The sequence below is a fragment of the Oxynema mangrovii CENA135 genome (assembly GCF_016632315.1).
GTDB classification, from domain to species: domain Bacteria; phylum Cyanobacteriota; class Cyanobacteriia; order Cyanobacteriales; family Laspinemataceae; genus Oxynema; species Oxynema aestuarii.
Genome location: NZ_JAEOXH010000002.1, coordinates 1,302,431 through 1,327,598, shown reverse-complemented (window position 1 = coordinate 1,327,598; position 25,168 = coordinate 1,302,431). Strand labels below are relative to the sequence as shown.

General features: G+C 49.3%; 19 protein-coding genes. 9 read left to right on the top strand and 10 right to left on the bottom strand.

Annotated elements, in window-relative coordinates; all coding sequences use genetic code 11:
* Positions 1-97: 97 nt before the first annotated feature.
* From dnaN to JJD41_RS19300, 6 genes are all read left to right on the top strand, one after another.
* Entirely contained in the window at positions 98-1,288 is a 1,191-nt protein-coding gene (gene dnaN / locus JJD41_RS19325) for a DNA polymerase III subunit beta (protein ID WP_200669103.1), read from the top strand.
* 95 nt (positions 1,289-1,383) lie between these two features.
* Positions 1,384-2,955, top strand: coding sequence for an HlyD family efflux transporter periplasmic adaptor subunit (locus JJD41_RS19320; RefSeq protein WP_200669102.1), 1,572 nt, complete (start codon positions 1,384-1,386; stop codon positions 2,953-2,955).
* A 124-nt stretch (positions 2,956-3,079) separates the two neighbouring features.
* On the top strand, positions 3,080-4,255 hold the full coding sequence (locus JJD41_RS19315) for an ABC transporter permease (protein WP_200669101.1): 1,176 nt from the start codon (positions 3,080-3,082) through the stop codon (positions 4,253-4,255).
* 40 nt (positions 4,256-4,295) lie between these two features.
* Entirely contained in the window at positions 4,296-5,966 is a 1,671-nt protein-coding gene (locus JJD41_RS19310; protein WP_200669100.1) for a TolC family protein, read from the top strand.
* 226 nt (positions 5,967-6,192) lie between these two features.
* Positions 6,193-6,600: a hypothetical protein gene (locus JJD41_RS19305; protein ID WP_200669099.1), complete on the top strand. Its 408-nt coding sequence runs from the start codon at positions 6,193-6,195 to the stop codon at positions 6,598-6,600.
* Positions 6,601-6,643: 43 nt separating this feature from the next.
* Complete coding sequence (locus JJD41_RS19300; protein ID WP_200669098.1) at positions 6,644-7,972, top strand: thioredoxin domain-containing protein; 1,329 nt, start codon at positions 6,644-6,646, stop codon at positions 7,970-7,972.
* Positions 7,973-8,143: 171 nt separating this feature from the next.
* Here JJD41_RS19300 and JJD41_RS19295 read toward each other — a convergent pair whose 3' ends face one another.
* Both JJD41_RS19295 and JJD41_RS19290 read right to left on the bottom strand, forming a co-directional pair.
* Positions 8,144-8,479: a DUF760 domain-containing protein gene (locus JJD41_RS19295; RefSeq protein ID WP_200669097.1), complete on the bottom strand. Its 336-nt coding sequence runs from the start codon at positions 8,477-8,479 to the stop codon at positions 8,144-8,146.
* Positions 8,480-8,645: 166 nt separating this feature from the next.
* On the bottom strand, positions 8,646-10,640 hold the full coding sequence (locus JJD41_RS19290) for a chloride channel protein (RefSeq protein WP_370583890.1): 1,995 nt from the start codon (positions 10,638-10,640) through the stop codon (positions 8,646-8,648).
* 440 nt (positions 10,641-11,080) lie between these two features.
* Here JJD41_RS19290 and JJD41_RS19285 point away from each other — a divergent pair, with 440 nt between their 5' ends.
* The gene (locus tag JJD41_RS19285; RefSeq protein ID WP_200669096.1) at positions 11,081-11,677 is read left to right on the top strand and encodes a zinc ribbon domain-containing protein; all 597 of its coding nucleotides are present in this window, start codon (positions 11,081-11,083) and stop codon (positions 11,675-11,677) included.
* A gap of 277 nt (positions 11,678-11,954) precedes the next feature.
* Here the strand turns inward: JJD41_RS19285 and JJD41_RS19280 are convergent, their stop codons facing one another.
* From JJD41_RS19280 to JJD41_RS19250, 7 genes are all read right to left on the bottom strand, one after another.
* Positions 11,955-12,320, bottom strand: coding sequence for a hypothetical protein (locus JJD41_RS19280; protein WP_200669095.1), 366 nt, complete (start codon positions 12,318-12,320; stop codon positions 11,955-11,957).
* Between the two features lie 140 nt (positions 12,321-12,460).
* Positions 12,461-14,104, bottom strand: a complete 1,644-nt coding sequence (locus tag JJD41_RS19275) for an alkaline phosphatase D family protein (RefSeq protein WP_200669094.1) — start codon at positions 14,102-14,104, stop codon at positions 12,461-12,463.
* Between the two features lie 141 nt (positions 14,105-14,245).
* A complete protein-coding gene (locus JJD41_RS19270) occupies positions 14,246-14,695 on the bottom strand; it encodes a protein tyrosine phosphatase family protein (protein ID WP_200669093.1) in 450 nt (149 codons plus the stop codon).
* 141 nt (positions 14,696-14,836) lie between these two features.
* Positions 14,837-15,541, bottom strand: a complete 705-nt coding sequence (locus tag JJD41_RS19265) for a WecB/TagA/CpsF family glycosyltransferase (RefSeq protein ID WP_234489010.1) — start codon at positions 15,539-15,541, stop codon at positions 14,837-14,839.
* Between the two features lie 276 nt (positions 15,542-15,817).
* The gene (locus JJD41_RS19260) at positions 15,818-16,519 is read right to left on the bottom strand and encodes a hypothetical protein (protein ID WP_200669091.1); all 702 of its coding nucleotides are present in this window, start codon (positions 16,517-16,519) and stop codon (positions 15,818-15,820) included.
* A 97-nt stretch (positions 16,520-16,616) separates the two neighbouring features.
* Complete coding sequence (locus JJD41_RS25800; protein WP_370583889.1) at positions 16,617-16,979, bottom strand: hypothetical protein; 363 nt, start codon at positions 16,977-16,979, stop codon at positions 16,617-16,619.
* A 412-nt stretch (positions 16,980-17,391) separates the two neighbouring features.
* Complete coding sequence (locus JJD41_RS19250; RefSeq protein WP_200669089.1) at positions 17,392-17,586, bottom strand: hypothetical protein; 195 nt, start codon at positions 17,584-17,586, stop codon at positions 17,392-17,394.
* A gap of 75 nt (positions 17,587-17,661) precedes the next feature.
* On the opposite strand from JJD41_RS19250, the gene era reads away from it, so the two are divergent.
* Positions 17,662-18,630 carry a GTPase Era gene (gene era, locus JJD41_RS19245; protein WP_200669273.1) on the top strand — a complete coding sequence of 323 codons (969 nt, stop codon included), beginning with the start codon at positions 17,662-17,664 and terminating at the stop codon, positions 18,628-18,630.
* On the opposite strand, the gene JJD41_RS19240 is transcribed toward era, so the two are convergent.
* On the bottom strand, positions 18,609-18,905 hold the full coding sequence (locus tag JJD41_RS19240) for a hypothetical protein (protein ID WP_200669088.1): 297 nt from the start codon (positions 18,903-18,905) through the stop codon (positions 18,609-18,611). The genes era and JJD41_RS19240 overlap by 22 nt on opposite strands.
* A gap of 196 nt (positions 18,906-19,101) precedes the next feature.
* On the opposite strand from JJD41_RS19240, the gene JJD41_RS19235 reads away from it, so the two are divergent.
* Positions 19,102-25,056, top strand: coding sequence for an ATP-binding sensor histidine kinase (locus JJD41_RS19235; protein ID WP_200669087.1), 5,955 nt, complete (start codon positions 19,102-19,104; stop codon positions 25,054-25,056).
* Positions 25,057-25,168 lie beyond the last annotated feature (112 nt).

Genomic DNA, 25,168 nt, shown 5'->3' with positions numbered 1-25,168 from the left:
CTGCTGCCTTTAAAAATGGTACGATTGCCTTCCGAGCAAATTTTGCCGCGTAAGAGCTGCTCAGTTCGACCATTCCACGCCAAATCGTAATACATCTATGAAATTCGTTTGCAAGCAAAGCGACCTAGGAACTAATCTGTCATTGGTGAGCCGGGCGGTACCGTCTCGACCGACGCATCCGGTACTGGCGAACGTGCTGTTAAGTGCGGACGAAGAAAAGCAGGAAGTCAGTTTGACGGCGTTTGATTTAAGCTTGGGTATCAAGACCACGTTTGAGGCTCAGGTGGAAACCGAAGGGACGATCGCCCTTCCGGCAAAACTCTTTAACGATATTGTATCCCGCTTGCCGGAGGGAGAAATTTTGTTCGATGACGAAGCGAAAGACACGGCAGAATCGTCATCGGAGAATGCGGCGATCGCCACCCTAACCTGTGCGACGGGACGCTATCAAGTCCGGGGGATGAGTGCGGATGAATTTCCGGCGTTACCGACGATTCAAGAGGGACAAAGCCTCGAAATCGCTATTGACGTTCTCATGGAAGGATTGCGCGGTTCGTTGTTTGCGACCAGTGGCGACGAAACGAAGCAAATTCTCACGGGAGTTCATGTTAAGGTTCACCCGGAAACGTTCGAGTTTGCGGCGACGGACGGCCACCGTTTGGCCGTGACGGAAACGGCGAGCCATTCGGAAGGTGAGGGGGAAGAAGAGGCGCCCAAACCGTCGGAACCGCGAGAATTTTTTGAAATGACCATTCCGGCCCGGGCGTTGCGCGAACTGGAACGGATGGCGGCGATGGGGGGTAAAGGAGAGGCGATCGCCCTGTCGTTGGATCCCGGTCAAATTGCCTTTGAGTTGTCGAACCAACGGCTGACCAGTCGAACTCTCGAAGGTCAGTATCCCAATTACGGACAGTTGATTCCCCGGTCTTTCGAGCGCCAAATTACCGTAGAACGGCGTAAATTGCTCTCGGCGTTAGAACGGATCTCGATTTTGGCGGATAAAAAAAATAATATCGTCAAATTCTCGATCGATAGCGAAGGGCAGAAATTACGCTTGTCTGTGGAAGCGGCGGATGTCGGCAGTGGGGAAGAAGCTCTCGACGCTCAGATTTCTGGGGAGAGTTTGGACATTGCTTTTAATGTTAAATATGCAATGGAATCGTTAAAAAATCTCGGGTCCCAGGAAGTTCAAGTCAAATTGAATACGGCGACTTCTCCGGTCGTCCTGACGCCGTTAGGGGGAACGAAAATGACTCATTTATTAATGCCCGTACAGTTGCGCTCTTGACAGAGTGCCGCCGTGGGGGTCAGGCTTTCAGAATGGATGTGCAGCTAGCTAAAAAAAAGTTAAGAGGGGGAGTTAGATGGGTCGTCGCATCGGGGGTGCTGACCCTGTTTTGCGGTGCGGGTTGGTGGCTGTATGCGAACAATTTCAGTACTCGATCGCAGGCGATCGCGGTGCGGGCGATCGATGTGGAACTCGGAACCATCGAGAAAAAAATTGACGAGAGTGGAATTGTCGAATTCGGCAACCAACAAACCCTCAAATCGCCGACCGATGCCACGGTAGACACCCTCTGGGTCGAGGTCGGCGATCGCGTGGATCTCGGTAGCGAACTGCTGCGCTTGCGCGATTCCCAGCAACAGTTAGGCTTGAACGAACAACAACTGAAAATCCGCCAGCAGGAACTCACCGTCGCTTACCACCGCGATCGCCTCCAAAATGCCCGTCTGGCGGTGGAGGCTGCCGAAACCGACCTCGCCGCTAAAATTGCCCAAACGACCCGCAGCGAGCAAATTCAACTGGAAGCCAAAGCCCTCGAAATTGAAAAACAACAACTGACCGTCGCCAATACCCAAGCGAAAATCGAAACGGCCCAAGGACAACTCGATGCGGCGCGCCAAGAACTCGAAGAAGTCGAAGCCTTGGTGGAAAAAGGCTATATTCCCAGCAACGAATTGCGCGCCGCACAAGATGAAATTCTTAATGGTCAAGACCGATTGCGCGAGGCTGAATTGAACTTTGCGATCGCCCAATTGGAGTTAAAAAATCTGCAACTCGATCGCCAACGTCTCCAGCAAGAACGACAAGACAAATTCGCCCAACAAGAGGCCGAAATCCGGCAGGCGCGATCGACCCTACGCGAAGCTCAAGCAACCCTCGCCAACGTTGAAAACGAGCTTCGCACCGCCGAAATCGAACTCGAAAACCTCGAACTCGAACGCCAAAGACTCGCTAAAGAACTACAAGCCAATATCATCACCGCCCCGATCTCCGGCGCCGTCCTCGACCTGTTCGTCAAACCCGGCGATGGCGTCGAACGCGGCAAAGATTTACTCGTCCTCGGCGACCCTAGCCGCGAAGTGGTCAAACTGCAACTGTCTACTCTCAACGCCAAACAAGTTGAAGTCAACCAAGCCGCGCGCGTCAGCCTCATCGGCCCCAATCCGAAAACCTTTGAGGGTCGCGTTCGCAGCTTGTCCCCCCTCGCCAGTACCTCCGCTACGGACTCCTCCGGTCGTCAGTCCGGTCAAGCCACGATCGCCGCTATCGTCGAACTCGATCGCCCCAGTAATTTTCTCATTCCCGGGAGTCAGGTCAGCGTCGAGATTATTTTGCAACGTCGTGAAGAGGTCGTCGTTTTACAAATGGAAGCGATTCAGCGCGACGAAACAGACCCTTATGTTTGGGTGCGCGCCGATGATGGAACCGCCCAAAAACAAGCGATCGCCCTCGGACTCGAAGGGATTGTCGAAGTTGAAGTCACCGAAGGTTTAGAACCCGGCGATCGGGTGATTTTACCTCCCGTAGATGTCCCTCTAAAACCGGGAGTTCCAGTGATTGAAGAAGACGAACAAGGTCAAAAATCGGCGATCGAACGACCCAACATAAAGAGTAAACGGCAAAAGCCAAAAGGCAAAAGGCAAAAGATAGACGAAGTTCTGATGTCTTGACGGCTTGCAGCGTAGAACCAGGATTTTTATGAATGTAGAGGCAGTGAGGAGTGAAATCCGAAGCGTTAGCCTTTCAATCTAAACTCTAAATCTAAGATCCAACCTCTAAAATCCCCAAAATTTCATGAGTTTAAAAACCTTAGACTTATTAACTTTAACCTATAAATCTTTAACTGGAAACCTCGTGCGTTCCACCTTAACCAGTTTGGGCGTATTTATGGGGGTTGCCGCCGTCAACGCCACCTTACAAGTCGGCAGTATTTCCGAACGAGTGATTGCCGAACAACTCTCCAAACGCGAAGCCCCTCAAATCAACGCCTATATCTGGTTGCGCGACGGACGCAGCTTGCGTTTGGAAGATATGGAATTTTTGCAACAGCGCCTCATTGGTTTCAAAGCGATTTCGACTTCCGCCGGATTTGCTTACGATTATGTCGTCTATCAAGACCGTTCCGAAGAAATGTTTGTCGAAGCAGTTTCGGAAGATTACTTACTGACCTCCGGACGGCGAGTTTTAGAAGGTCGTTTTTTTAATCAGGAAGATTTTAGTAATTTTCGCCCCGTCGTCGCGATCGATAACTTTTTACGCGGTCAGTTTTTCGAGCATGAAAATCCGATCGGCAAACGACTTTATATCGGAGGAAAACCATATATTATTATTGGGGTTGTCGAAACTAAATTACGCTACCAAGACGACGAACCGAAAGGTGAAATTTTCGTGCCGCTCTCTTTACGAACGGCACTGACAGGACGGCGCAACATTGGCGGTATTCAAATCCGTCCTTCTCACTTAGAAGATATGGAATCGATTGAAGAACAAACAGAAAAACTGTTACTTCAACGCTTCCCTGGCGGCGAATTTTATGCGTGGAATAATGCCTCGGATCTTTTAGAACAGAAAAAAACCTTAGAAATGACATCGCGCGCTTTGTTAGCTGTCGGTGGAATTGCGTTATTAGTCGGAGGGGTGGGTATCGCCAATATCACGATCGCCTCGACCATTGAAAGGACACCGGAAATAGGCTTGCGGCGCGCTTTAGGCGCGACTCGACGCGATATTATGTTGCAATTTATTTTAGAAGCCGCTTTATTAAGTTTACTCGGTGGAACCCTGGCGATCGCTAGTGTCCATAGTTTAACTGTTGTGGTCGCCAAAACTTTTGATTTACCGTATAATTTCGAGGAAAAAACGGCAGCGATCGCATTAGGATCGGCGGTATTGGTCGGTGTCGGTGCCGGATTTTTACCCGCATTAAAAGCCAGTCACCTCGATCCAGTGAAAGCATTACGCTTGGGCTAAAAAATAGGATGAAAATAAGATAATTAGATGGGGATTTGTGGTGCTGCGAGAATATTTATTCATTGCCAGAGTAATAGGTGGTGCGATCGCTCTTATTGGCATTGTCAACAGTGGCGAAGGGGGGGACTTTGCTCAAGCAGCTCGCCAACCACACGATCGACAAACAACATTAAATATGGTCGAACAGTCGGTGATTTATAGATTTTTTGAATTAAAACATAATCGCCGATTTGAAATTAAAAATAATTCTATTTTTGCAAATCGCGATCTTGAAAACAATAGCAGTATCGACGAATCCGAACTGCGATCTCTTCCCTATTTGAACGAAGAGGATCGGGCGATCGCTTTAACTTTGACTGACGTTGTCATTTTAGCCGTACAAAACAACCGGGATATTAAAAATGCCTATCTCCAGCGCATTGCCGATCGCGAAAATTTAGCCGTCGAACTCGATAAATTTTCACCTAATATCATTCCAGAAGTTTCTCTTTCTGTAGGCAGTAATGATTTGGGAAGCTTAACCACAAATAGCGCACAATTGGGGTTCGGCGCGATCGTGTCTGTCGCCTTACCCACTGGGGCTGAAATTAGCGCCGAATGGGAAACGAGTAGCATCGCTCAAAATAATAGTGAAGCGGCGATCGACGATGAAACGCGCCTGCAACAAAACATTGAATTGCGCTTCAGTCAACCCCTTTTAAGGGGATTTGGCAGAGAAGTAAATCTGGCTTCCATTGAAGTTGCGAAACTCTCAGAACAGGTTAACATTCTCAATTTAAAATCCACATTAATTGAAACTATCAGTAACGCGATCGTTGCCTATCGAGATCTCGTCCGCGCTCAAGAACAAGTCGAAATTGAACGGCTTTCTTTACAACGTGCTAAAGAATTATTAGAAATTAACCGAGTGTTAATTGAAGCCGGACGACGCGCTCCAATTGAAATCGTACAAAGTCAAACGAACGTTGCCAATCAAGAAGTTCGCGTTTTAGAAGCGGAAAATGATCTCGAAAGTCGCCAACTCGCTTTAATTGAAATTCTCGATATCGACCAGCAAACTAAAATTACGGCGATCGAACAACTCGAAATTGAAGAAGCTGAATTACCACAAGAACAGGAGTTAATTGATTTAGCCTATCAAAATCGTCCGGATTTCTTACAAGCTTTACTCGATCTAGAAATTGCTGAATTTGATGTATTACTGGCTGAAGATAATCAACGGTGGGATTTAGATTTAGAAGCCAGTTATATCAGTGGATTGCGAACCGATACCGACGATACCAATGACTTGCGAGCTGGACTAAATTTGAGTCGAGAATTTGGCGATCGCACTCTCCAACGAGATCTAGAAACCAGTCGCGTTAATATTTTACAAGAACAAAATCGTCTGGAAGATTTACGCGAAACGATTAAAATTGAAGTGCGCGATCGCATCCGGGATGTTAATTTATTACGTCGTCAAGTCGAACTCGCACGTACAGCGAAAGAATTATCTGCCCAAAAGTTAGCGAACGAGCGAGAACTCCTCAAACTCGGTCGTTCCTCGATCGCCGAAATTGTTCGTTTCCAAGAAGATTTAGTCGAAGCCACCAATGCCGAACTCAATGCTAAAATTAATTATCTCAACGCTTTAACCCAGCTCGATCGCACGGTTGGCATTACCTTAGATACGTGGGAAATTACCGTTCACGCGTTTCCTAAACTGGATTAAAACATTAAAGGAATCAGATCGGTAGCTTTTTTCACGATCGGGCGGGGAATTGATTAGGGGACTTTCTCCCTCGGAGTGCATGTCTGCCCCCTCACTTTGGTTCTTAAGTAAGATACAAATAAATGAATCGACTATTTTTGTATAATATCCCCAGATTTCGGGAGGGGCGATCGCCGGGTCGATGGAGCCTGCGATAAAATCGAGAAAAGCTTGGATTTAACCAACGATGAACCAACCTCAATCGGACAATCAAACGGCAACCTCGCCCACCTCGACCCCGCCAGGGAACAACTCGTCAAACTTTTTCAGTGACTGGCGCGTTCGAGTCGGCTTGCTCGTGGGGACGGTCGGCGGTCTTATTTTGAGTTTATTTTTGGTCGGCTTTTTCTGGCCCCATTGGCTCGCCGGACTCGGGATGCGCTCTTGGTCGTCTCATGCGAACGCCACGCCAATCGAGTGCATGATGCGCGATACCAATGACGACGGTTATGTCAGTTGCAGTGCCATGCTTAAAGGAGAAGTCGTTCCCTTGGAATGCGGCGCCAGCGTGTTTAATATCGGATGCCGGGTCAATTACGGTGCGGCGGCAGCTCCTCCGGTACGGGCGAATAAAGCGAATGGTCGGGGAGGTTAAGATCGAGGCCAGCCGCAATTTATCATGATTGTCGATCTCGGTTATGCTCAAATTACTACCGTTCGCACCGATCGCCGCTCTCTGCTTCGCTCTCACCTTGACGGGAATGGACCAACCGACGCGGGCCGAGTCTCTGGAAGGCTTAGTGCGTCAAAGCCTGTCTTCGGAAAGTGAGGAAGCCGAAAGGGCGATCGCCCGCTTGCGCGAACTCGGTCCGACAGGATTGCAAGCATTTCTCGATCGCCGTCCCCCGGATCTCGATCCCTCCGAGGCGGCGATCGCCCGTTGGCGTCGGGTTCTCGATCGCCTCTGCCAGCAACGGGACTGTTACGCCTCACAACTGTACTGGTACACGGATTGGGAACGAGCGAAAGCGGCAGCGCGCCGCAGTGGCAAGCCGATCTTATCCTTGCGCCTGCTCGGTCACTTAGATGAAGACCTCAGTTGTGCGAACAGTCGCTTTTTCCGGGTCGCGGTTTACGCTAACGCTCTCGTTGCCTCACGGTTGCGCGATCGCGTCATCCTCCACTGGGAATCCGTCCGCCCGGTTCCCACAGTGACCGTGGATTTCGGCGACGGGCGCACCCTCAAGCGCACCGTCACGGGCAACAGCATTCACTACCTGCTCGATGCCGAGGGACGACCTCTCGACGCCTTGCCCGGTCTCTACGGTCCCCAAGCTTTTCTCACTTGGCTCGATCGCGCCGTGCCGATGGCGCGCCAATTTGCCCGACTGTCGGCCTCGGAACGGGAAGGAGTTCTCACTGAATACCACCGCGATCGCCTCGAAACGATACAGCAACAGTGGCGAGGGGATCTGGCGGCTCTCAACGGATCTCCCTCCCCAGCTTTGGAACCGATTCCCGAGGGGGAACCCGATGCAGAAACTGCGGGTCGCTTGGCGGTGACGAAAATGGTGGTCGAGTTTCCGGTGTTGGAACAGTTGGGGGCGATCGAACGCAATCGTCAAACCCTCGAATCCCTTACAAATAGGGAGTTTTGGCAGCAAATTGCCCGCGATCGCGCCGACACGGCCCGCCTCGATGTCAATAGCTTGGCTCTGATGCGGGACAAAAACCCGGCCTTCGCCGATCCCGAGCAACTCGAAGCGGTGCAAACTCAGTTCGAGGCGATGATGGCTCTCGATACGGTACGCAACGAGTACCTGTTACATTCGCAAATCCATCAATGGTTTCTCACGGGAGACCCGACCGCAACCCAGGTTTCAACGCTCAACGATCGCGTTTACGAGGAACTCTTTCTCACGCCTAATTCGGATCCGTGGATGGGTTTGGCCCCCGAAAATATTTACAGCGCGATCGACGATGGCGGCTTGTCGCCTCAACCCGGCGATCGCGCGATCGATCGCTAAGCTGTCGATAAGCTGTCGAGCATTTAACGCTTTTTACCCAAAAAAAAATCAGGGGCAACTTGCCCCTAGAGTGGCGATGGGGTTGGATCGATCTCGAAACAGGCTCGATGAGTCAGCTTCGCTGCGGGCGATCGCCACTCAAAAGACGCGACCCTTAAACACCAATAAAAATTAACTTTCTTCGGAATGACCTGTTAACTGCAAAGACTGTTCTAATGCCATCCGTTGTTCGGCATTGCGCAGGAAATAACCACTCATCATGGCGGAAGCGAGCAGTTGACCTAAAGTATCGCGATTGGTGGTCACGGAAACATCAAAGCGATCGCCGGGTAAACCGCCCAAGATCCCTTTGAGATTGCGTTCCATCACTTGTGCGGCGGAAGAGCTCGGTTGCGAGAGTTGGGCGATCGTATCGGGATTGAGGGATTGAACGTATTTCCAAAGGAGGTTGCTGGTTTCGGAAGCTCCATCAAAGAAGTCGGGGCGGTTAGAGATAGGTTCTTTCACGATCGTCTCCTCTCAAATGACATCAATCTAGCTCGTTCTACGTTCTAAGTTAACAAGTTTGGGGATTGGATTGACAGGGAGTGCAACCGAACCATCCGGGCGGATTTTTCGACCTAATGACGATCCCCAAGGCGCTAACCCACGGGACGCCTAGGGGAAATCCGTATTAACTGATGTTTTGCAGTTGGCTTTTATCCACTTCGGGGGATGAAGAGGATTCGGAATTGGCGGAGTTGAAATAGGCTCGCACGATCGCCCGCGTCGCCGCCAAATCGGAGGCGAGGGTCAGTTGTTGGCGGTCGATGACGCCGAGGATCTGACGGGGATTGTCCGGTGAGACGACGGGTAATTGCAGCAAACCGCGAATCGCCATGCGTTCGAGGGCGCGGTCTGCCGATTCTTGGGGATAGGCGCAGACGATTTCGTTGGTGCAAATTTCGGCGAGGGTTTCCGGGGGGCGATCGTCGCTCGATCCGTTGTCGGTGCTTGACTCGGCGCTTTGACGTTGCAAAATGGCGCGCTGGATGTCGCTCAAGGTAACGATCCCGACGAGTCGATCGCGATCGTCTACGACTAAAGCGGTATGGGTGCGCCGTTCCAGCAAGGCGAATGCGGCATCGAGGAGGCTCAGATCGGCGGATAAGGTGAAGTAGGATCGATCCATGACCGAGGCGATCGCGATGTCGTAGAGCAAGCTTTTTTCTTCCTGTCCCTCGACGTGGATCCCCATTTGTGGCAGTTGCAAGCGGGGTAAGGGGCGGGTCGCGGCGAAGGCTTCCATCGCCCAGGTGCAGATGCCGACGGCGAGCATTAACGGCAAAATAATCAAGTAATTTTGGGTTAATTCAAACATCAACAAGATCGCCGTGAGTGGGGCTTTGGCACTTCCGGCGAGGACGGCGGCCATACCGATGGTGGCATAAGCGGCAGGGGGCGCAATTTCAATCAGTTGGGCGGGAATTAAGGCGTGCAAGATCTGCCCGTAAACCGTCCCTAAAATGGCACCGATAAACATGGCAGGGGCAAAGATCCCGCCGACCAAACCACTGCCGATACAAATCGCGGCGATCGCCAGTTTGACGACGAGTAAAAGAATGAGAAACGGCGGTGAAAAATGGGAGTTATTTAACAGAATTTCGAGGGTACCGTAGCCGATGCCGAGGATTTGGGGAAATTGCAGGGCCGCCAATCCGACGCAAGCTCCCCCGATCGCCGGATGCCAGCTTCGCGGCAGCGATCGCAACCACCCAAAACCCCGCCGTTGTCCGGTAAAGCAGTCTTCGGCGATCCGAACGGCTTGGGTGTAGGCGATCGAGACGAAGGCGGCGACGGTTCCCAAACCCAGGTAAAAAAAGTATTCCCAGTAACTTCGCACTTGATAGACGGGCAGGTCGAAGGCGGGATGTCCCCCCAAGGCGATTCGGGCGATGCCCGAGGAAACGACGGCACAAAGTAACACGAGGCTGACCGCCGAACTCGCGAAGCTGGTGCCGAGGACGACTTCGAGGGCGAAAAATACTCCGGCGATCGGGGCGTTAAAGCCCGCCGCCAAGCCCGCCGCCGCTCCTCCACCGAGTAGCACGCGATAGCGCTGTTTGGAGACTTGGAACCATTGACCGAGCGCGACGCCGAAGTTGGCACCGATTTCGACGCTGGGTCCTTCCGGCCCGAGGGACGCGCCGCTTCCGAGGGAAATGGCGGCGGCGAGCATTTTGATAAAGGGCCGCAGGGGGGAGATCGGTTGGATGACGGGCGATCGAATCGCTGGCGGATCGCTGAAAACGTCTCGATAGCGCCAGCGAATCAAGCCGACGATCGCCCCGCCGAGGATGGGGCAAATGGCGATCGTCCAAAACCCCCAAGGTAACAATCGGTTCATCATCGCTTCGAGGGTCAGATGCCCGATCGCGGCGATCGCTGCGTGAAAGAGAACCATTGCCAAACCGACACTGCTACCGAGTAACAGTCCGGAGACTAACACGAACAGGTTGGGCGGAATTTGCCAGCGATTGACAAAGCGGGTGACGCGATCGCTCGTTGGGGTCACTCCTGCGGGGGGTTCGAGGATCTGAGATTCACTCAAGACGGTGGTCATTGCAGGGGGAAGCAGGGAAATTAAGGTGAGATCGAGGCGGACGATGGCACGGGCTAAGTCTCTCACGTCTTCTTTCGTAGAGCGGAAAACGCAAGGAACCCGAAAGCACGGGTTTGACGGTCTCCACGTGCGGGTTCGGGGATGAGGAGGTTTTCTCGGTCTCGAAGCGATCGCCGGGGACTGGCTCCCGGTTCGCCCTTCCTTGGCGCTGTCGGGAGCTTTTCGGTCTCGATGGAGGGTTGCGATCTCCGACGAAACCGGAAGGGTGCGTCAGCAACAAAGAAAAATCGTTGGGGGAGGTCTAGCGGACGCGGGAGAAGTTCGCCAATTTAACTTTTGAGGGGTTCGGGGAGCGATAAGTCCCGCGCTGTATGCGAAGCATCAGCGTCGGGATCCATGGACTCCCCTTGAAAAGTCTCATCCCCACCCTACGGGAAGGGCCAAGCCCTACGATGGGGATGAGACCAGCATTTACCAGCAGCTATAGCCTGTGATAAATTACAGTCATGCTGACCATGAACTACACTTACCGAATCTATCCAAATGTCGTACAGCAGACTGAACTGCGGTCGTGGCTTGAGACGTGCCGAGGCATATATAACTACGCTTTGCGCGAACTCAAAGACTGGATTGCTTCTCGTAAGTGTTCGGTAGAGCGATGCTCGTTGTGCGATCGGGCGCCAACCATCTTTGCAGAAGACCTCAACGTCACGGGGTTGAAGCGAGGAATGCTGCGAACAGATTGTGTTGATGCCGCCTTCGGACAATTTCTGTCTCTGACGGAATGGGTTTGCTGGAAACGGGGAGTCTACTTTGCTAAAGTCAACCCCAACGGCACCAGTCAAACCTGCCCATCCTGCCTTGCTACGGTGAGCAAAGGGTTGGAAGTCAGAGAGCATCATTGTCCTGAGTGTGGGTATCGGACTCATCGTGACCGTGCCGCAGCAGAGATGGTTTTGCGTCGTGGACTAGAGAATGTAGTAACCCAGGGACTCTGGGGAACGGAAACCGCCTGTCAAGTCGGTCTGTCAGGGGTCTATGACCTAGATAAGTGGCGTGGGGCCCGAATACCCAATCGTGAGACTGGGAAGCCCGCGCTGTAATCTTTGATTCAGCGTCGGGAGGATGTCACGAGAATCTAATTTTGATTATATAGCGTTTTTTGATTATATAGCGTTTCTAAACCCTCGCGATCGCGTTGGCATCGGAGCCGAGATCGAGGGAACCGCTCTTCAGATTGGGGAGAGTCTTGGGGATGTTTAAAATCGGTGGTTGCTAGGGGAAAAAGGGCGATCGCAATCCGTTTCACGGGAGTTTTCTATACTTGCAACTTGGCGATCGCCTCATTTATCCCCGACGTTCCCCTGGGGTGGGGTGGATCTAAAGGCTCACCCAGGACGGATGCCAACCGAACAGAGAAAGACTAAAGAAAGAAATGTCAGACCTTCGAGGGAGGGGAGGCGGAGGTTGAAACTCAGTGGAATTGGCAACGACTTCGCCATTGGTATCGACGAGCACCCGGTCCGACGCGCGCACAGTCGTTTGACCGCTATCGAGTGCTTGACGTAACTGACGTCCGGTTTTCCACGCGGCAAATTTTACGGCATTCCAACGGGGGTTGGCCGGATATCCGGCAAAACCGGATCGTAACGCCGGAATGTTGACACTGGGGAGTGTCGTGCGAAATTTGATGCCATCGACTAATTCGACGGTAATAACGTGGCGATGATTGAAAATTTTAGACAATCGAACTCACCCCCTACTGATGAGATGGTTTCTCGATTAAGTTTGTGGTAATTATAATATAAAACCCCAATCTTTGAAATAAAGTTGTGTAAATATTTGGCTAAAATTGGCTAAGATTTGTCGGTTCGATCGCCTAAACTTTAAGAGAGGCGATCGAATTCAATGCGAATTTTTTGAGTTTCTTTTGGAGAGTTCGGATCGTTACCGTAGAGGTCGTAGACGATCGCAACTTCGCCGTCCTCGCGAACGATCGCGCGCACGATTCCAAAATTATTCTGACGGCAAATGGCCAATTTGCGGAAATGATAGGGGGGATTGCCTTGGCGGTCGCCCAAGGTGCCGCGATCGGGGACTAATTGTTCTAAAAGCCAGCGACCGAAAGGGGTCAATTCTGCATAAGTAATGCCACTAGAGGTCAATTGATAAATTTTGGCATCGGGAAAGCGATCGTGACTCAACGTAAACGCCGCGCCGATGTGAACGTCCCCACTTAAAAACACGACGGGTTTGCCCGTTTCTTGAGAAAATTCAAAGAGTTTATCTAACAAACAATTGCGTTCGTCCCAATTGCTGCGATGCTCCCAATGATCCCGTTGGTCGTCTTGATACCCCATTAAGGTCAGGTCGATATTATTAATAAAAAAGCTGTACAGGTGGACGACGGGAACCGGAGAAATAATAAACAAAGCCCGAGAATCGGACTGGTAATGAGAGTCCAACCACTGTTGGATGCGCTGCCACTGTTGCACTCCCAACGCCCCCCATTCTTTGCGGTTGAAGTCGTGGTTACCTCGCATGTCCAAGACGAAGAACGAGCAGAAGGCGCAGTCGAACTCGTAGTCGAAGCGATTCTCGGCGTCGTCGGTGGGAGGATTGTGCGAATGTTGGTATTCGTTATATACTTGCTTGGCGGCATCAAACATTTGATGGGCGAGGCGCAAATGTCGTTCGCGATCGCGCAGTTTCCAGGAAACGTCCAAGACTCCGGCGAGTTCGTCCGGGGTGTACGAACCCCAACCGTCCACAATTTCGTGGTCGTCCCACATCATATAATTGGGGAACCCGCGAAAAATACGCTGAACTTCGGGAATGCCCCAATAACCGCGATAAATATCCCGATACCACTCGACCATCTGCTCGCGGGAGGGGTTGTGGTCTTGAACTTTTCGCAACCAGTGCCAGATGCTCAACTCCGGGGTTCCGTCTACGTAGACTTGATCCCCGGTTCCCAAGACTAAGCGGGCGTTGGCGTTGTTGAGTTCTCGGTAAAACGCATCCCACATGTGAATGTTGACGAGTTCGCGGTTGTCGTAGGGCATGTGACAACTGTAGATCCCGAAACAGATTTCCGTGGCGGTTTCGGGAAAGGTGCGAAAGGTGAGCGGTTCGTCTTCCGGCAGTTCCCAAGGGCGATCGCGATGGGGATGAAATAAGCCGTAGTAGTAAAGGGTATCCGGTTCGAGGCGATCGAGATCGACGACTCCGGTGAGATCGGTGGTGGGGGTCATCTCGACGGCAGCGATCGCCACGGTCGGGACTTGCTCGCAGCGATCGGAGGCGATCGCCCGCAGTTGGTAGCGGTCATTTTCATCGACGACTAAGGGTCGCCCGTAGGTCGGCAGGGGTTCGCGCGAAACCGCGAGGACGTAATTACCCGCAGATGAAACGCGAAACCACAGGCGCACGCTCCTAGGCGTGGTGTGACCGACAATACTGGTGCGTTCTAGACGGGGATGGGGCCAAGGGCGTCGTTCGGGATCGTAAAAGTTGAGCTTGGGCGTCATGAAACTTTACGGGGTCGTCGTCACTACGAGTCCGGCAATGCCATTATTATCGACGATCGCCCTGGGTTTACAGATTTGCTCCGCTCAAAAATGAAAAAAGCCCCGGGAGGGGCTTTGCATGGGGTAAATCAAACCGTCAGCTTAGTTGACCGTCGTGGCGTTGGCCGTATAGCGTTCGATCGCCCCAGCTAAAGCCGGATTCGCTTGGCAGTTAAACCCGAGTTCGTGGGCGCGATCGAAGGCTTGCTCTAAGCTCAATCCTTCACGACTGACGAGATAGGCGATAACCATTGCCCCGGCACGCATTCCACTCGCACAATGCACGAGCGCGGGTTTGGGCAAATTGGAAAGCTCGTCGATGACCCGATCGATCGCCTCGTGGTTTAAGTTGGCAGGGGTAATGGGAACGTGAGCGTAGGCCAATCCGGCATTCGTCGTCAGCTCGGCTTGATCGTGTACGAAGCCGTTTTCTGACGGGTTTCGCAAGTTTAATACGGATTTGTATCCCGCTTGGGAGAGCTGTCCTAAGTTCTCCGGGCTGATTTGTCCGGCGATCGCCAATTGGTCGTTAAATTGCTTGAGGTTCTCCATTGATGTCTCCGAGATTTAAAGGTTACTACGATCGGGCGGTCGATCGGTTGGATTCGACCTTAGAATCACTATATTACTGATTAGCGATTTAGTCAAGTAAAAAATCGATCGCGTCGAAAACGGGAGCGGGACGAGTCCGAGTCACGAGCGCCCCTCAGTCAACGCCGTCACTGCAGCCAACCAGGCAAAATGAGGCAGGGCGAGCATTCGCCGCCAGCGCCAGGGTTCTTGATAGAGACGATAGGCCCATTCGAGATGCGCTCGCTGGATCCAACGGGGGGCGCGAACTTTCAGACCCGCCCAAATGTCGAAGCTGCCGCCGACGCCGATCCAGATCGACTGCGGGCAAAGGTGGCGGTGGCGGTCGATCCAAAATTCTTGGCGCGGGACCCCCATGCCGACGAGAATTAATTTCGGCTGTAGCCTTTGTAGGGTGAGGGCGATCGCCGCTTCGTCTTCCGGCTTGAGATAGCCGTTTTGGCAGCCCGCCACCGTCAATTCCGGGCAATGTTGCCGCCAGTAGGCCACCGCGCGATCGGCCACCCCCGGCGCCCCACCGAGGAAAAAGACCGATTCCCCCCGACGGGCGATCGCGCGGACCATCGATTCGGCCAATTCGATGCCGGGAGTGCGGCGGACGGTTTGGCCGCGAAGTTGCAAGTAAAAGACAATACCCGACCCGTCGGGAATCGCGAGATCCGCTCTTTGTAAGACTTGAGCGAGTTGGCGATCGCTGCGGGCTTGCATCGTCATTTCCGCATTGAGCGTGACCACGTGGGTTCCGAGACCCCGTTCGGCGCGATCGCACAACCATTGCGGGTAATCATCCAGTAGCTGCACGGGCATTCCCAACACGGAAAACGTTTGGGGAACGTCCGCCGTTTCCCTGACAGGCAAATCTTGGGCGTTTTGAGGAGTTGGCACGACCATTTAACTAAAGCAAAAGGTGAGCGCTTGTATTTTAACGAGTTTCTGAGCGTTCCTTGACAATCCGCCAAACTTCCACCAATCGATCCGCGACCTTTCCCCAAGCTCATATGTACCCTTAAATGCCCTTAAAGATGTCGTCGTTGCTGCCAGCCGTCGGGGCGCCCTCAAATCGACAGGCGATCGATTCGTTCCCTAATTCTTCAACCGTCGGACTTCGCGATCCACACTCAACCCAATTTGTAACGCTTGATTGAGCAATCGTCCGTATTCGCTCACCTCGTCGCTAATTTCCAACCCTCGTAGGGTCGCCAAATTACTTTCAATACTGGCAAACAATTCGTAACGGCGTTCGAGTAATCCTCGATGTTCTCTGAGAATGCGTTCCGTCCTCAAACTCCCAATTAAACTCTCTCGGGTCACTTGAAGGGCCGCGAGTACTTCCGTGCGATCGCGCACCTGAACCCGCGTATTTCCCGCCGCTTCAATGCGATCGATCGCGTCGATCGATTGAATCACTTCATTGTATTTTTCAACTTCTTCTAAAAACCCAAAAAAATTCGTTAACTTCCGGGACTTTTTCCAAAGATAAATATTAATTAAACCCGCGATCGCCGCCACGATCGCCCCATTAATCGCGACAAATGTCAACCCACTGCCCATGTCATTGCCCGAAAATCCCAAATAGCGAACCAGACTCAAACTAATCGGCGTACAGAGCATAAAAATTAAGGCGATCGCCAGCAAATGACTGACCAAAAAACCGATAAATTTCTGGCGATCGTGCCACAGTTTCGGGTGGTAAAGCAATCCTAAAATGGGATCGTTGATTTCGATGCCACTGACCTCTTCGATTTCTTCTTCTGTAACGATCAGCTCTTCCAATTCAGCGCGCATAGATATCGCCCACCACATACAACCACAACCGGACTGATATTCGACTGGCGATCGCCCCAACCTTGCCCTACCAAGGATCGAACAGACCACAAAGCACTTAACTCCAACCAAAAATTCGCCAAATTAAATAAATTAAATTTAAGTAAAAATTCCCTTCAATTTGGCGGAAAATTTGAAACTCTTCCCCTGGAAAACCGAAAAACGGTCTGAGCGTCCAAGCCATTTGCGTTCCGACAAAAGCATAGAGAAACAACCAAAACTGTAACAACTTAGTGCGAGTTTCCTGTCCCGGGATCTCCGGTTCCGCCATCAACTGCATTCCGTCATAGAAAAATTTAATACCGAGCAACCCCGACAACCCCATAATAGCCACATTTAGCAACAAAAAGAATTCATAACTTTGGGTGCTGAGCAGAAAAAATAAACTGACGGGAGCAAAGCCAAACAAAATCGCACTCATGATCGACATGGCCGTCATCAGTAACGCTAAATATTGTTTAAAACTGCGTTTTGAACCAAAAATTACACTAAAAATGTAAAGCGTTGGAAAGCAAATAATAAGGGTTAGCAGATAAAGAGCGGGCAGTTTAACAAACGAAGAAATTGACTGCAAAATGCTATGAGACGCCCCTAAAATCAACCCGTAAATTCCAAAGAAGATGGCACTGGCGAATAAAAGGGCAATGATTTTGCTTTGTAGTTTAACCCCTTTGAGGATTTCCTGTAAGAATTGGTTCCGATCTTGAAGCAGAGCAATCAAAACAGAAAAGCTGTTCATGATGGAATGAGAGAGTCGTTAATTTTCAAGCCACGACTCTAACACAGGTTTCGGGAAAATTCGGTGAAATATATGAATTTTTCATAAAATTTTGCTAAATTTCCTGCAGTCCTTCGATGAGATTAAAAATGCCTCCGGCGATCGTCAAAATTGAGAAGGTCGGAGGGGTCGGATCCAATGGCGATCGCGATTCGACCGTGGCGCGATCGCCAACAGACGCCATCGAGTCGAGAAGGGAAGCGTCGCCCTCTGGAGGAAGCCCATCGAAGCCGATCGCGGGCGATCGCATTGGTAAAGAATCGATCTAAAATTATAAAAGCGATTTCTATTTGTTGTTTTTGTAACTCATTCGAGGAGGTTAACTCTGAACCTTTCTGAAAACGCCCTCATTCCCGAAGCCCCCGAGGGATTCAAATCTGGATTTGTTGCAATTATTGGTCGTCCGAATGTGGGGAAATCCACGTTGATGAATCGATTGGTGGGACAAAAAATAGCGATTACTTCACCCGTGGCGCAGACGACCCGCAACCGCCTGCGAGGAATTTTGACGACCCAGAAGGCACAAATTATTTTTGTCGATACGCCCGGGATTCACAAACCCCATCACCAATTGGGTAAAGTTCTGGTTAAAAATGCTCAAATTAGTATCGATTTAGTCGATGTTATTTTGTTTCTCGTCGATGGTTCGACGGTGGCGGGGGGCGGAGATCGCTTCATTGCTGAATTATTGGAAAAAACTAAAACTCCTGTTATTTTAGGATTGAATAAAGTCGATCTCAGACCCGAAGTTTCTCAGGAACTCTCGGGAGACAAAACGACAGAAGAAAACCCGATCGATGCCAGTTATCGCGCGATCGCCGAACCTCACAACTGGCCGATCGTCAACTTTTCTGCCTTGACGGGCGATCGCCTCAACGAGTTGATGCAGTTGTCGATCGACCGCCTCGAACCCGGGCCGTATTACTATCCCCCCAACTTGGTGACCGACCAACCCGAACGCTTCATTATGGGGGAATTAATTCGCGAACAAATCTTATTATTAACTCGTGAAGAAATTCCGCATTCTGTCGCCGTCAGTATCGATCGCGTCGAAGAAACTGAAGCCATTACCCGAGTGTTAGCGACGATTAATATCGAACGTCAATCACAAAAAGGGATTATCATTGGAAAAGGCGGTCAAATGCTCAAAGCGATCGGTTCCGCAGCCCGCCAACAAATGCAAAAGTTAGTCGATGGCAAAGTTTATCTCGAATTATTTGTAAAAGTGCAGCCGAAATGGCGACAATCTCGCACCCGGTTGGCCGAATTGGGTTATAAAGTTGAAAGAGATTGAACCGCATCGGTGAATCGTTCGGTTCGGCCCGATCGAGATCGCCGAGTCAAGCTAGAATAAGAACGCGCGATCGCCGTCGGGAAAATTTCCACCTTTTCCGGAGCGATCGTGGCGATCGTAGAATCTCCTTGATTGAATTTATATCGTGCTTTATTGCGCTTTAACGGGGTGCAAATCGCGTCAGTCGGCAGGTTATTAAAGCCGATATACGTCTCCCGTCCCGTCAATTTATCCCCAACATTCCACTGATGCCCTATCCGAGAGGATGGAGTCAAAAGTAGGCGATCGCACGTGGATCTTCCATTAAAAATCGTCCTAGTTTTTGGCATACAAAGTTAAAAAATATTGCTCTTTTCAAGGGCTATTATTCGCATTTAATGGAATAAATGGTAAATCGGATAAATTTTTCTCGTTCTGTAGCTCCTTATTAACCTGGGTTTAAAGTCAACTCGATTCATTGTTTTTGTTGCTATGCTCTTTTCTCTTGACGGCTACCAAGTCCTCGAATTACTTTCTGAAACGACAGCCTCGAAAGTCTATCGAGGCATCCGCGAAGGCGATCGCACCCCAGTCGTCCTTAAACTTCTCAACAGTGAATATCCCACCCCCATTCAGTTAAAGCGATATCGACGAGAATATGAAATCCAAAAGAAATTAACCGGGGAAAGGATTTGTCAGGCGATCGATCTTGAAGAATATAAAAATACTCTGATATTAATTTCTGAGGATGCAGGAGTCTGTTTAAAACATTTCTTCAAGCGAGAACGGTTAACTTTGACGGAAAAACTCGAAATTGCGATTCAAATTTGCGAGGCATTAGCGGAGGTTCATCGAGCCAATATTATTCATAAAGATATCAATCCTTTTAATATCGTCATAAATCCTGAAACTCGGCAAGTAAAGCTGATTGATTTCGGGATTGCAACCGCTTTAACCCGAGAACATCCCACTCTCAAGAATCCTACAATTTTAGAAGGAACGTTACCTTATATTTCTCCCGAACAAACGGGACGGATGAATCGATCTTTAGACTATCGCAGCGATTTTTATTCTCTCGGCGTCACCTTTTACGAACTGTTTTCGGGACGAGTTCCTTTTGAGAGTGAAGATGCTTTAGAGTTGGTTCACTGTCATATTGCTAAACCGCCGACCCCTTTAGATCGCCTAGATTGGGGGGACGCTGGTGATTTTCCCCAACCCTTGAGCGAGATCGTCATGAAATTGCTCGCGAAAAATGCGGAAGAACGGTATAAAAGTGCGTGGGGAATCCAAGCGGATTTAGCAGAATGTTTGCAACAACTCAAGGCGACCAATAGCGTTCGACCATTTGCTTTAGGGAAAAAAGATATTTCCGATCGCTTTGAAATTCCCCAAAAGCTTTATGGGAGAGAAAAAGAACTAGAAAGGTTATTAAAAGCTTTTTTTGATGTAGCTTCCACGCCAGAAGAACGGGGCGATCGCCAATCGGATCGAACGAAATTGATTGTTGTTGAAGGATATTCGGGGGTAGGTAAGTCTTGTTTAGTCTTACAACTTTATAAACCGATTACTCGCCGTCGCGGTTATTTTATTTCGGGAAAATTCGATCAATTTCAGCGTAATATTCCCTATTCGGCGGTCGTTAGTGCTTTTCAGCAATTAGTCCGACAGTTGTTAACAGAAAGTGAAGCGGAATTAAAACGCTGGCGAGACAAAATACTGGCGGCGATCGCCCCCAACGCTCAAGTGATTGTCGATGTGATTCCCGACATTGAAAAAATTATTGGCAAGCAGCCCCCAGTCGCCGAAGTGGGGGCGTCGGAAGCCCAAAATCGGTTTAATTTAGTCTTTCAAAACTTCATCCGGGCATTTTGCGATCGCGACCATCCCCTGACTATTTTTCTCGACGATTTACAATGGGCTGATTTAGCCAGTCTCAAATTGATCGAGTTAATGATGAGCGACGATCGTACCGAATATTTATTACCGATTGTTTCGTATCGAGAAAATGAAGTCGATGCTACACATCCGGCGATCGTTACCATTGAAAAACTGCGTCAACAAGGGATCGAGATCGAGCAGATCGCCTTACAACCTTTAGATAAAGGCGCGATCGCTCAATTAGTAGCCGACACCTTACAGCATCCTGTCGAAAGAGTAGAAAGTTTAGCACAATTATTGTTGCAAAAAACGGAAGGAAATCCATTTTTTGTCAATCAGTTTTTACAGACATTATATACAGAAGACGCTATTTTTCTAGATGTCCACACCCATCAATGGCAGTGGGATATTGCCGAGATCGAGCGCATGGATATTGCCGAAAATGTCGTTGAATTAACGGTAAAAAATTTAAAGAAATTACCCGAACCCACTCAAAAAGTTCTCCATCTTGGTGCTTGTCTGGGTTCGGAGTTTGATTTAGATACTCTGGCTACGATCGATCGCCAATCGACTCAAGATCTCTTCAATCTCTTACTTCCTGCCGTAGAATCGGGTAGTGTTTTAACTCACAGCGATCGCGAAGAACGTCCCCGTCAAATCTATCAATTTGCTCACGATCGCATTCAACAAGTCGCCTACAACTCCTTTGAGGAAAACTACACCAAAAATATTCACTTGCAAATCGGTCGTTTTCTCTTGGAAGAAACCCCTCAAGAGAGTTTGCATGAAAATATTTTCGCGATCGCCGATCATTTTAATTTTGCTAAAGAACGAGTTACCGATTGTAACGAAATTGAAACGATAGCGAAACTGAACTTGATGGCTGGAGAAAAGGCGATCGCCTCGACGGCTTATCCTGCAGCTTTAAATTATTGTCAAAAGGCGATCGATTGTCTGAGTAATTCTTGCTGGGAAACACAATACGATCTGACCCTAACACTTTATACGAAAGTCACTAAAGCGGCATTCTTATGCGGTCAATTTGACAATGTAGCAAAATTTGCACGCATAGTTATCGATAACGCCAAGAATCCCTTCGATACCGTACCAGTATATTACATTAAAATTGAAACAGGAATGGCTCAAAACAAACTACAAAAAGCCATTCAAATTGGTTTGAGCATTCTCAAAAAATTGGGAGTTGATTTTGGAGAAAATCTCGAAGCCATTAACGTAGGTCAAAGTCTCGAAAATATTAACCGTCGCTTGGCACATATCGAGCCAGAAAGCTTGCTCGATTTGCCGATCTTAGAAGATTCCCAACAATTGGGGATTTTGGAAATTCTCACCATTGTATCTCCTTGTTCTTTTATTACCGCTCCTCAATTATTTATTGCTATCATTTGTAAGCAAATTGAAATTTACTTGGCGTCGGGAAATGCTATAACTTTTGCTACTAGTACTTATGCCTTTTATGGATCGATTTGCTGTGGAATTTTGGGGGATGTAGAACGGGGTTATCAATTTGGTAAGCTGGCTATCAATTTAATTGATAAGTTTCACTTAGAAGCACAACGAGCAAAAGTTTCAGTCATTTTTCATGCCACCACTGCTCACTGGAAAGATTCAGTCCAATCGAGCATTCAATCTTTGATTGACTCTTACAATATCGGACAACAAACTGGGGATTTACAATTTGCCGCTCATGCTTTGTATAATGCAGATTTAGCGGCTTATATGAGTGGATCGCCTTTGCCGGAGTTACTGGAACGAATGGAACGTACGAATAAAATTATGGTTCAACTGCGGCAAAAAACCTTATTAAATTATCATTCAATTCACCATCAATCGATTCTAAATTTACTGGAAAATACTAAAATAGAAAACTCGGAAAACAACAATCCTCGGCCCTGGATGCTACTCGGTTCGACCTATGACGAGGGAGAAAACTTTAGCCTGCACGAGCAAGGCAAAGATTTGACGGGATTAGTTCATTTTCATTTAGCAAAAACATTTCTGTTTTATTTATTTGAAAAATTCGATCGCGCCCGTGAATTTGCGGAAAAAGGGCGTCAATCTTTAAGTGGGGTGACCGGACTGCTTTGCGGTTCGGTGTTTCAGTTTTACGAAGCTTTAGCCTATCTCGCATTTTACCCCCAAGCTTCGCCCGCCGAAGGTCCTAGCTTACTCGAAAAAGTCGATGAAGCTCTGGCTAACTTTAAACACTGGGGAGAACATGCGCCGTCAAATTACTTGCATAAATATTATCTCATTGAAGCAGAAAAATATCGCGCGATCGGCGATCCGCTCAAGGCGATGGAAGCTTACGATCGCGCGATTGAAGTTGCGCGAAAATGCGCCTACTTGCACGAAGAGGCGATCGCCTACGAACGGGCCGCTCATTTCTATCTCGAATTGGGACGAGAAATAATTGCGAAAACTTACTTTTCTCAAGCTTATTATACCTATTTACGCTGGGGGGCGATCGCCAAAGTACGAGATTTAGAAACTCGCTATTCTCAATTTATCGCTCAAACCTCTACAAGTTCGACCCGTACTGTATCGACAAAAACAAGCGTTCATACCTCTACCAGTACCGGATCGGGAAGCTCCCTCGATTTGGCGACAGTGATGAAAGCCTCTCAAGCTATTTCTGGAGAGATTCTCCTCGATCGCCTCCTCGCACAATTAATGACAATTGTGATGGAAAATGCAGGAGCGCAACGGGGTTATTTGATCTTAGAAAGAAACGAAAACTTCTTTATTGAAGGGCGCGCCGAACTCGAATCCGTAACCGTTTTAGAATCTCTTCCCTTCGACGATCGCCTACCCATTTCCGTTATTAATTACGTTATCCGAACTCATGAAATAGTTGTAAAAACGAATGCGTTTCAAGCCGGACAATTCACCAACGATCCCTATATCCAAACTCATCAAACTCAGTCGATGTTATGCGCGCCCTTACTCGATCGCGGACAGTCAATCGGGTTAATTTATCTGGAAAACAACTTAACTCCCGGTGCTTTTACTCCAGAACGGATCGAATTGTTACAACTACTTTCGGGACAGGCGGCGATCGCGATCTCCAATGCGAAACTGTACCAACAAGTGCGCGACAACCAACAACAACTCAACCAATTTTTAGAAGCGATTCCCGTCGGTATTTTTATCAGCGATTCCCGAGGCCAATCTTACTATGCCAATCGCATCGCTCAAGAATTAATGGGGCGGGGAATTGCGCCGGAAGCTTCTTTAGAAGAATGGCCCGAAGTGTATCAAATTTATATGGCCGATAGCGATGCCAAATGCTCCATAGAAAATCTCCCGATCGCGAAAGCTTTAAGTGGCAAAACAATTAAAGTTGACGATTTAGAAATTGCTCATCAAAATCGACGAGTTCCTATTGAAGTTTTAGCAACGCCAATCTACGACGAACGGGGGAATTTAAACTACGCGATCGCCGCTTTTCAAGATATTAGTGAACGCAAACAAGCCGAAAAATTACTCGCCGAATACAACCGGACTCTCGAACGACAAGTCGCCGAACGCACCCAAGAACTACAACAAACTCTCGAATACTTGCAAGCGACCCAACAAGAGTTAATTCAATCGGAAAAAATGGCGGCTTTGGGTCAACTCGTCGCGGGAGTCGCTCACGAAATTAATACCCCCCTCGGTGCGATCCGTTCGAGTGCGGGCAATATGGGTAAATTCCTCAATCAAAGCCTCGAAAATTTACCCGAAATTTTACAATCCCTCTCTTCAGAAGAAACTCGCGAATTCCTCAAGCTGCTCGGTCGTTCGTTGGAACAAGAAAATACGCTTTCTGCACGAGAAGAACGCAAAATCCGCCGCAGTTTAATCCGCGAACTCGATGCAGAAAATATTGAAAACAGTACCCACTTAGCCGATACCCTCGTCGATATGGGGATTTATGATAATATTGGCGAACTTTTACCCTTATTTCGACGAGAAAACAGCGATAAAATCGTCGATCTGGCTTACAAACTGTCCGGACTGCAAAAAAGTACGACCCGCATCGAAATGGCGACGGAACGCGCCTCGAAAGTGGTGTTTGCACTAAAAACCTACGCCCGTTACGATAGTAGTGGGGAAAAAACGACGGCCAGCTTGAGCGAAAGCATCGAAACGGTTTTGACGTTATATCACAACCAACTCAAACATGGAGTCGAAGTCATCCGCAATTATCAAGATCTGCCGCCGATTTGGTGTTATCCGGACGAACTCAATCAAGTCTGGACGAATCTCATTCACAATGCTTTGCAAGCGATGAACTATCGGGGTCGGTTGTGGCTGACGATTGCTCGCTGCGGCGGCGAAGCGAAAGTTTCGATTACAGATAACGGTTGTGGGATTCCTGCGGAGGTGTTGCCGAAAATTTTCAATCCTTTTTTCACCACCAAACCCGCAGGAGAGGGGAGCGGTTTGGGACTCGATATCGTTAACAAAATTGTGCAGAAACATTCGGGTAAAATTGAAGTGGAAAGCGAACCGGGTCGCACCAGTTTCCATGTTGTTCTGCCGTTAGAAATAGACAAAGGGTGAGAGCGACGATCGCCTAAAAGCGATCGCCTAATTCCAAGGCAGACATTCTATATTTTGCTTATACTTGCTGACTTGAAGATTACCTTAAGTCGGTACTTGACCCGGCGCGTAC

Excerpts from the sequence above, each read along its gene's own strand:
- JJD41_RS19235 (WP_200669087.1), top strand. The coding sequence starts at position 19,102 with ATGCTCTTTTCTCTTGACGGCTACCAAGTCCTCGAATTACTTTCTGAA.
- JJD41_RS19285 (WP_200669096.1), top strand. The coding sequence starts at position 11,081 with ATGCTGACCATGAACTACACTTACCGAATCTATCCAAATGTCGTACAG.
- dnaN (WP_200669103.1), top strand. The coding sequence starts at position 98 with ATGAAATTCGTTTGCAAGCAAAGCGACCTAGGAACTAATCTGTCATTG.
- JJD41_RS19270 (WP_200669093.1), bottom strand. The coding sequence starts at position 14,695 with ATGGAGAACCTCAAGCAATTTAACGACCAATTGGCGATCGCCGGACAA.
- JJD41_RS19300 (WP_200669098.1), top strand. The coding sequence starts at position 6,644 with ATGCTCAAATTACTACCGTTCGCACCGATCGCCGCTCTCTGCTTCGCT.
- JJD41_RS19305 (WP_200669099.1), top strand. The coding sequence starts at position 6,193 with ATGAACCAACCTCAATCGGACAATCAAACGGCAACCTCGCCCACCTCG.
- JJD41_RS25800 (WP_370583889.1), bottom strand. The coding sequence starts at position 16,979 with ATGAGTGCGATTTTGTTTGGCTTTGCTCCCGTCAGTTTATTTTTTCTG.
- JJD41_RS19250 (WP_200669089.1), bottom strand. The coding sequence starts at position 17,586 with ATGCGATCGCCCGCGATCGGCTTCGATGGGCTTCCTCCAGAGGGCGAC.
- JJD41_RS19265 (WP_234489010.1), bottom strand. The coding sequence starts at position 15,541 with ATGCCCGTGCAGCTACTGGATGATTACCCGCAATGGTTGTGCGATCGC.
- JJD41_RS19260 (WP_200669091.1), bottom strand. The coding sequence starts at position 16,519 with ATGCGCGCTGAATTGGAAGAGCTGATCGTTACAGAAGAAGAAATCGAA.
- JJD41_RS19315 (WP_200669101.1), top strand. The coding sequence starts at position 3,080 with ATGAGTTTAAAAACCTTAGACTTATTAACTTTAACCTATAAATCTTTA.
- JJD41_RS19275 (WP_200669094.1), bottom strand. The coding sequence starts at position 14,104 with ATGACGCCCAAGCTCAACTTTTACGATCCCGAACGACGCCCTTGGCCC.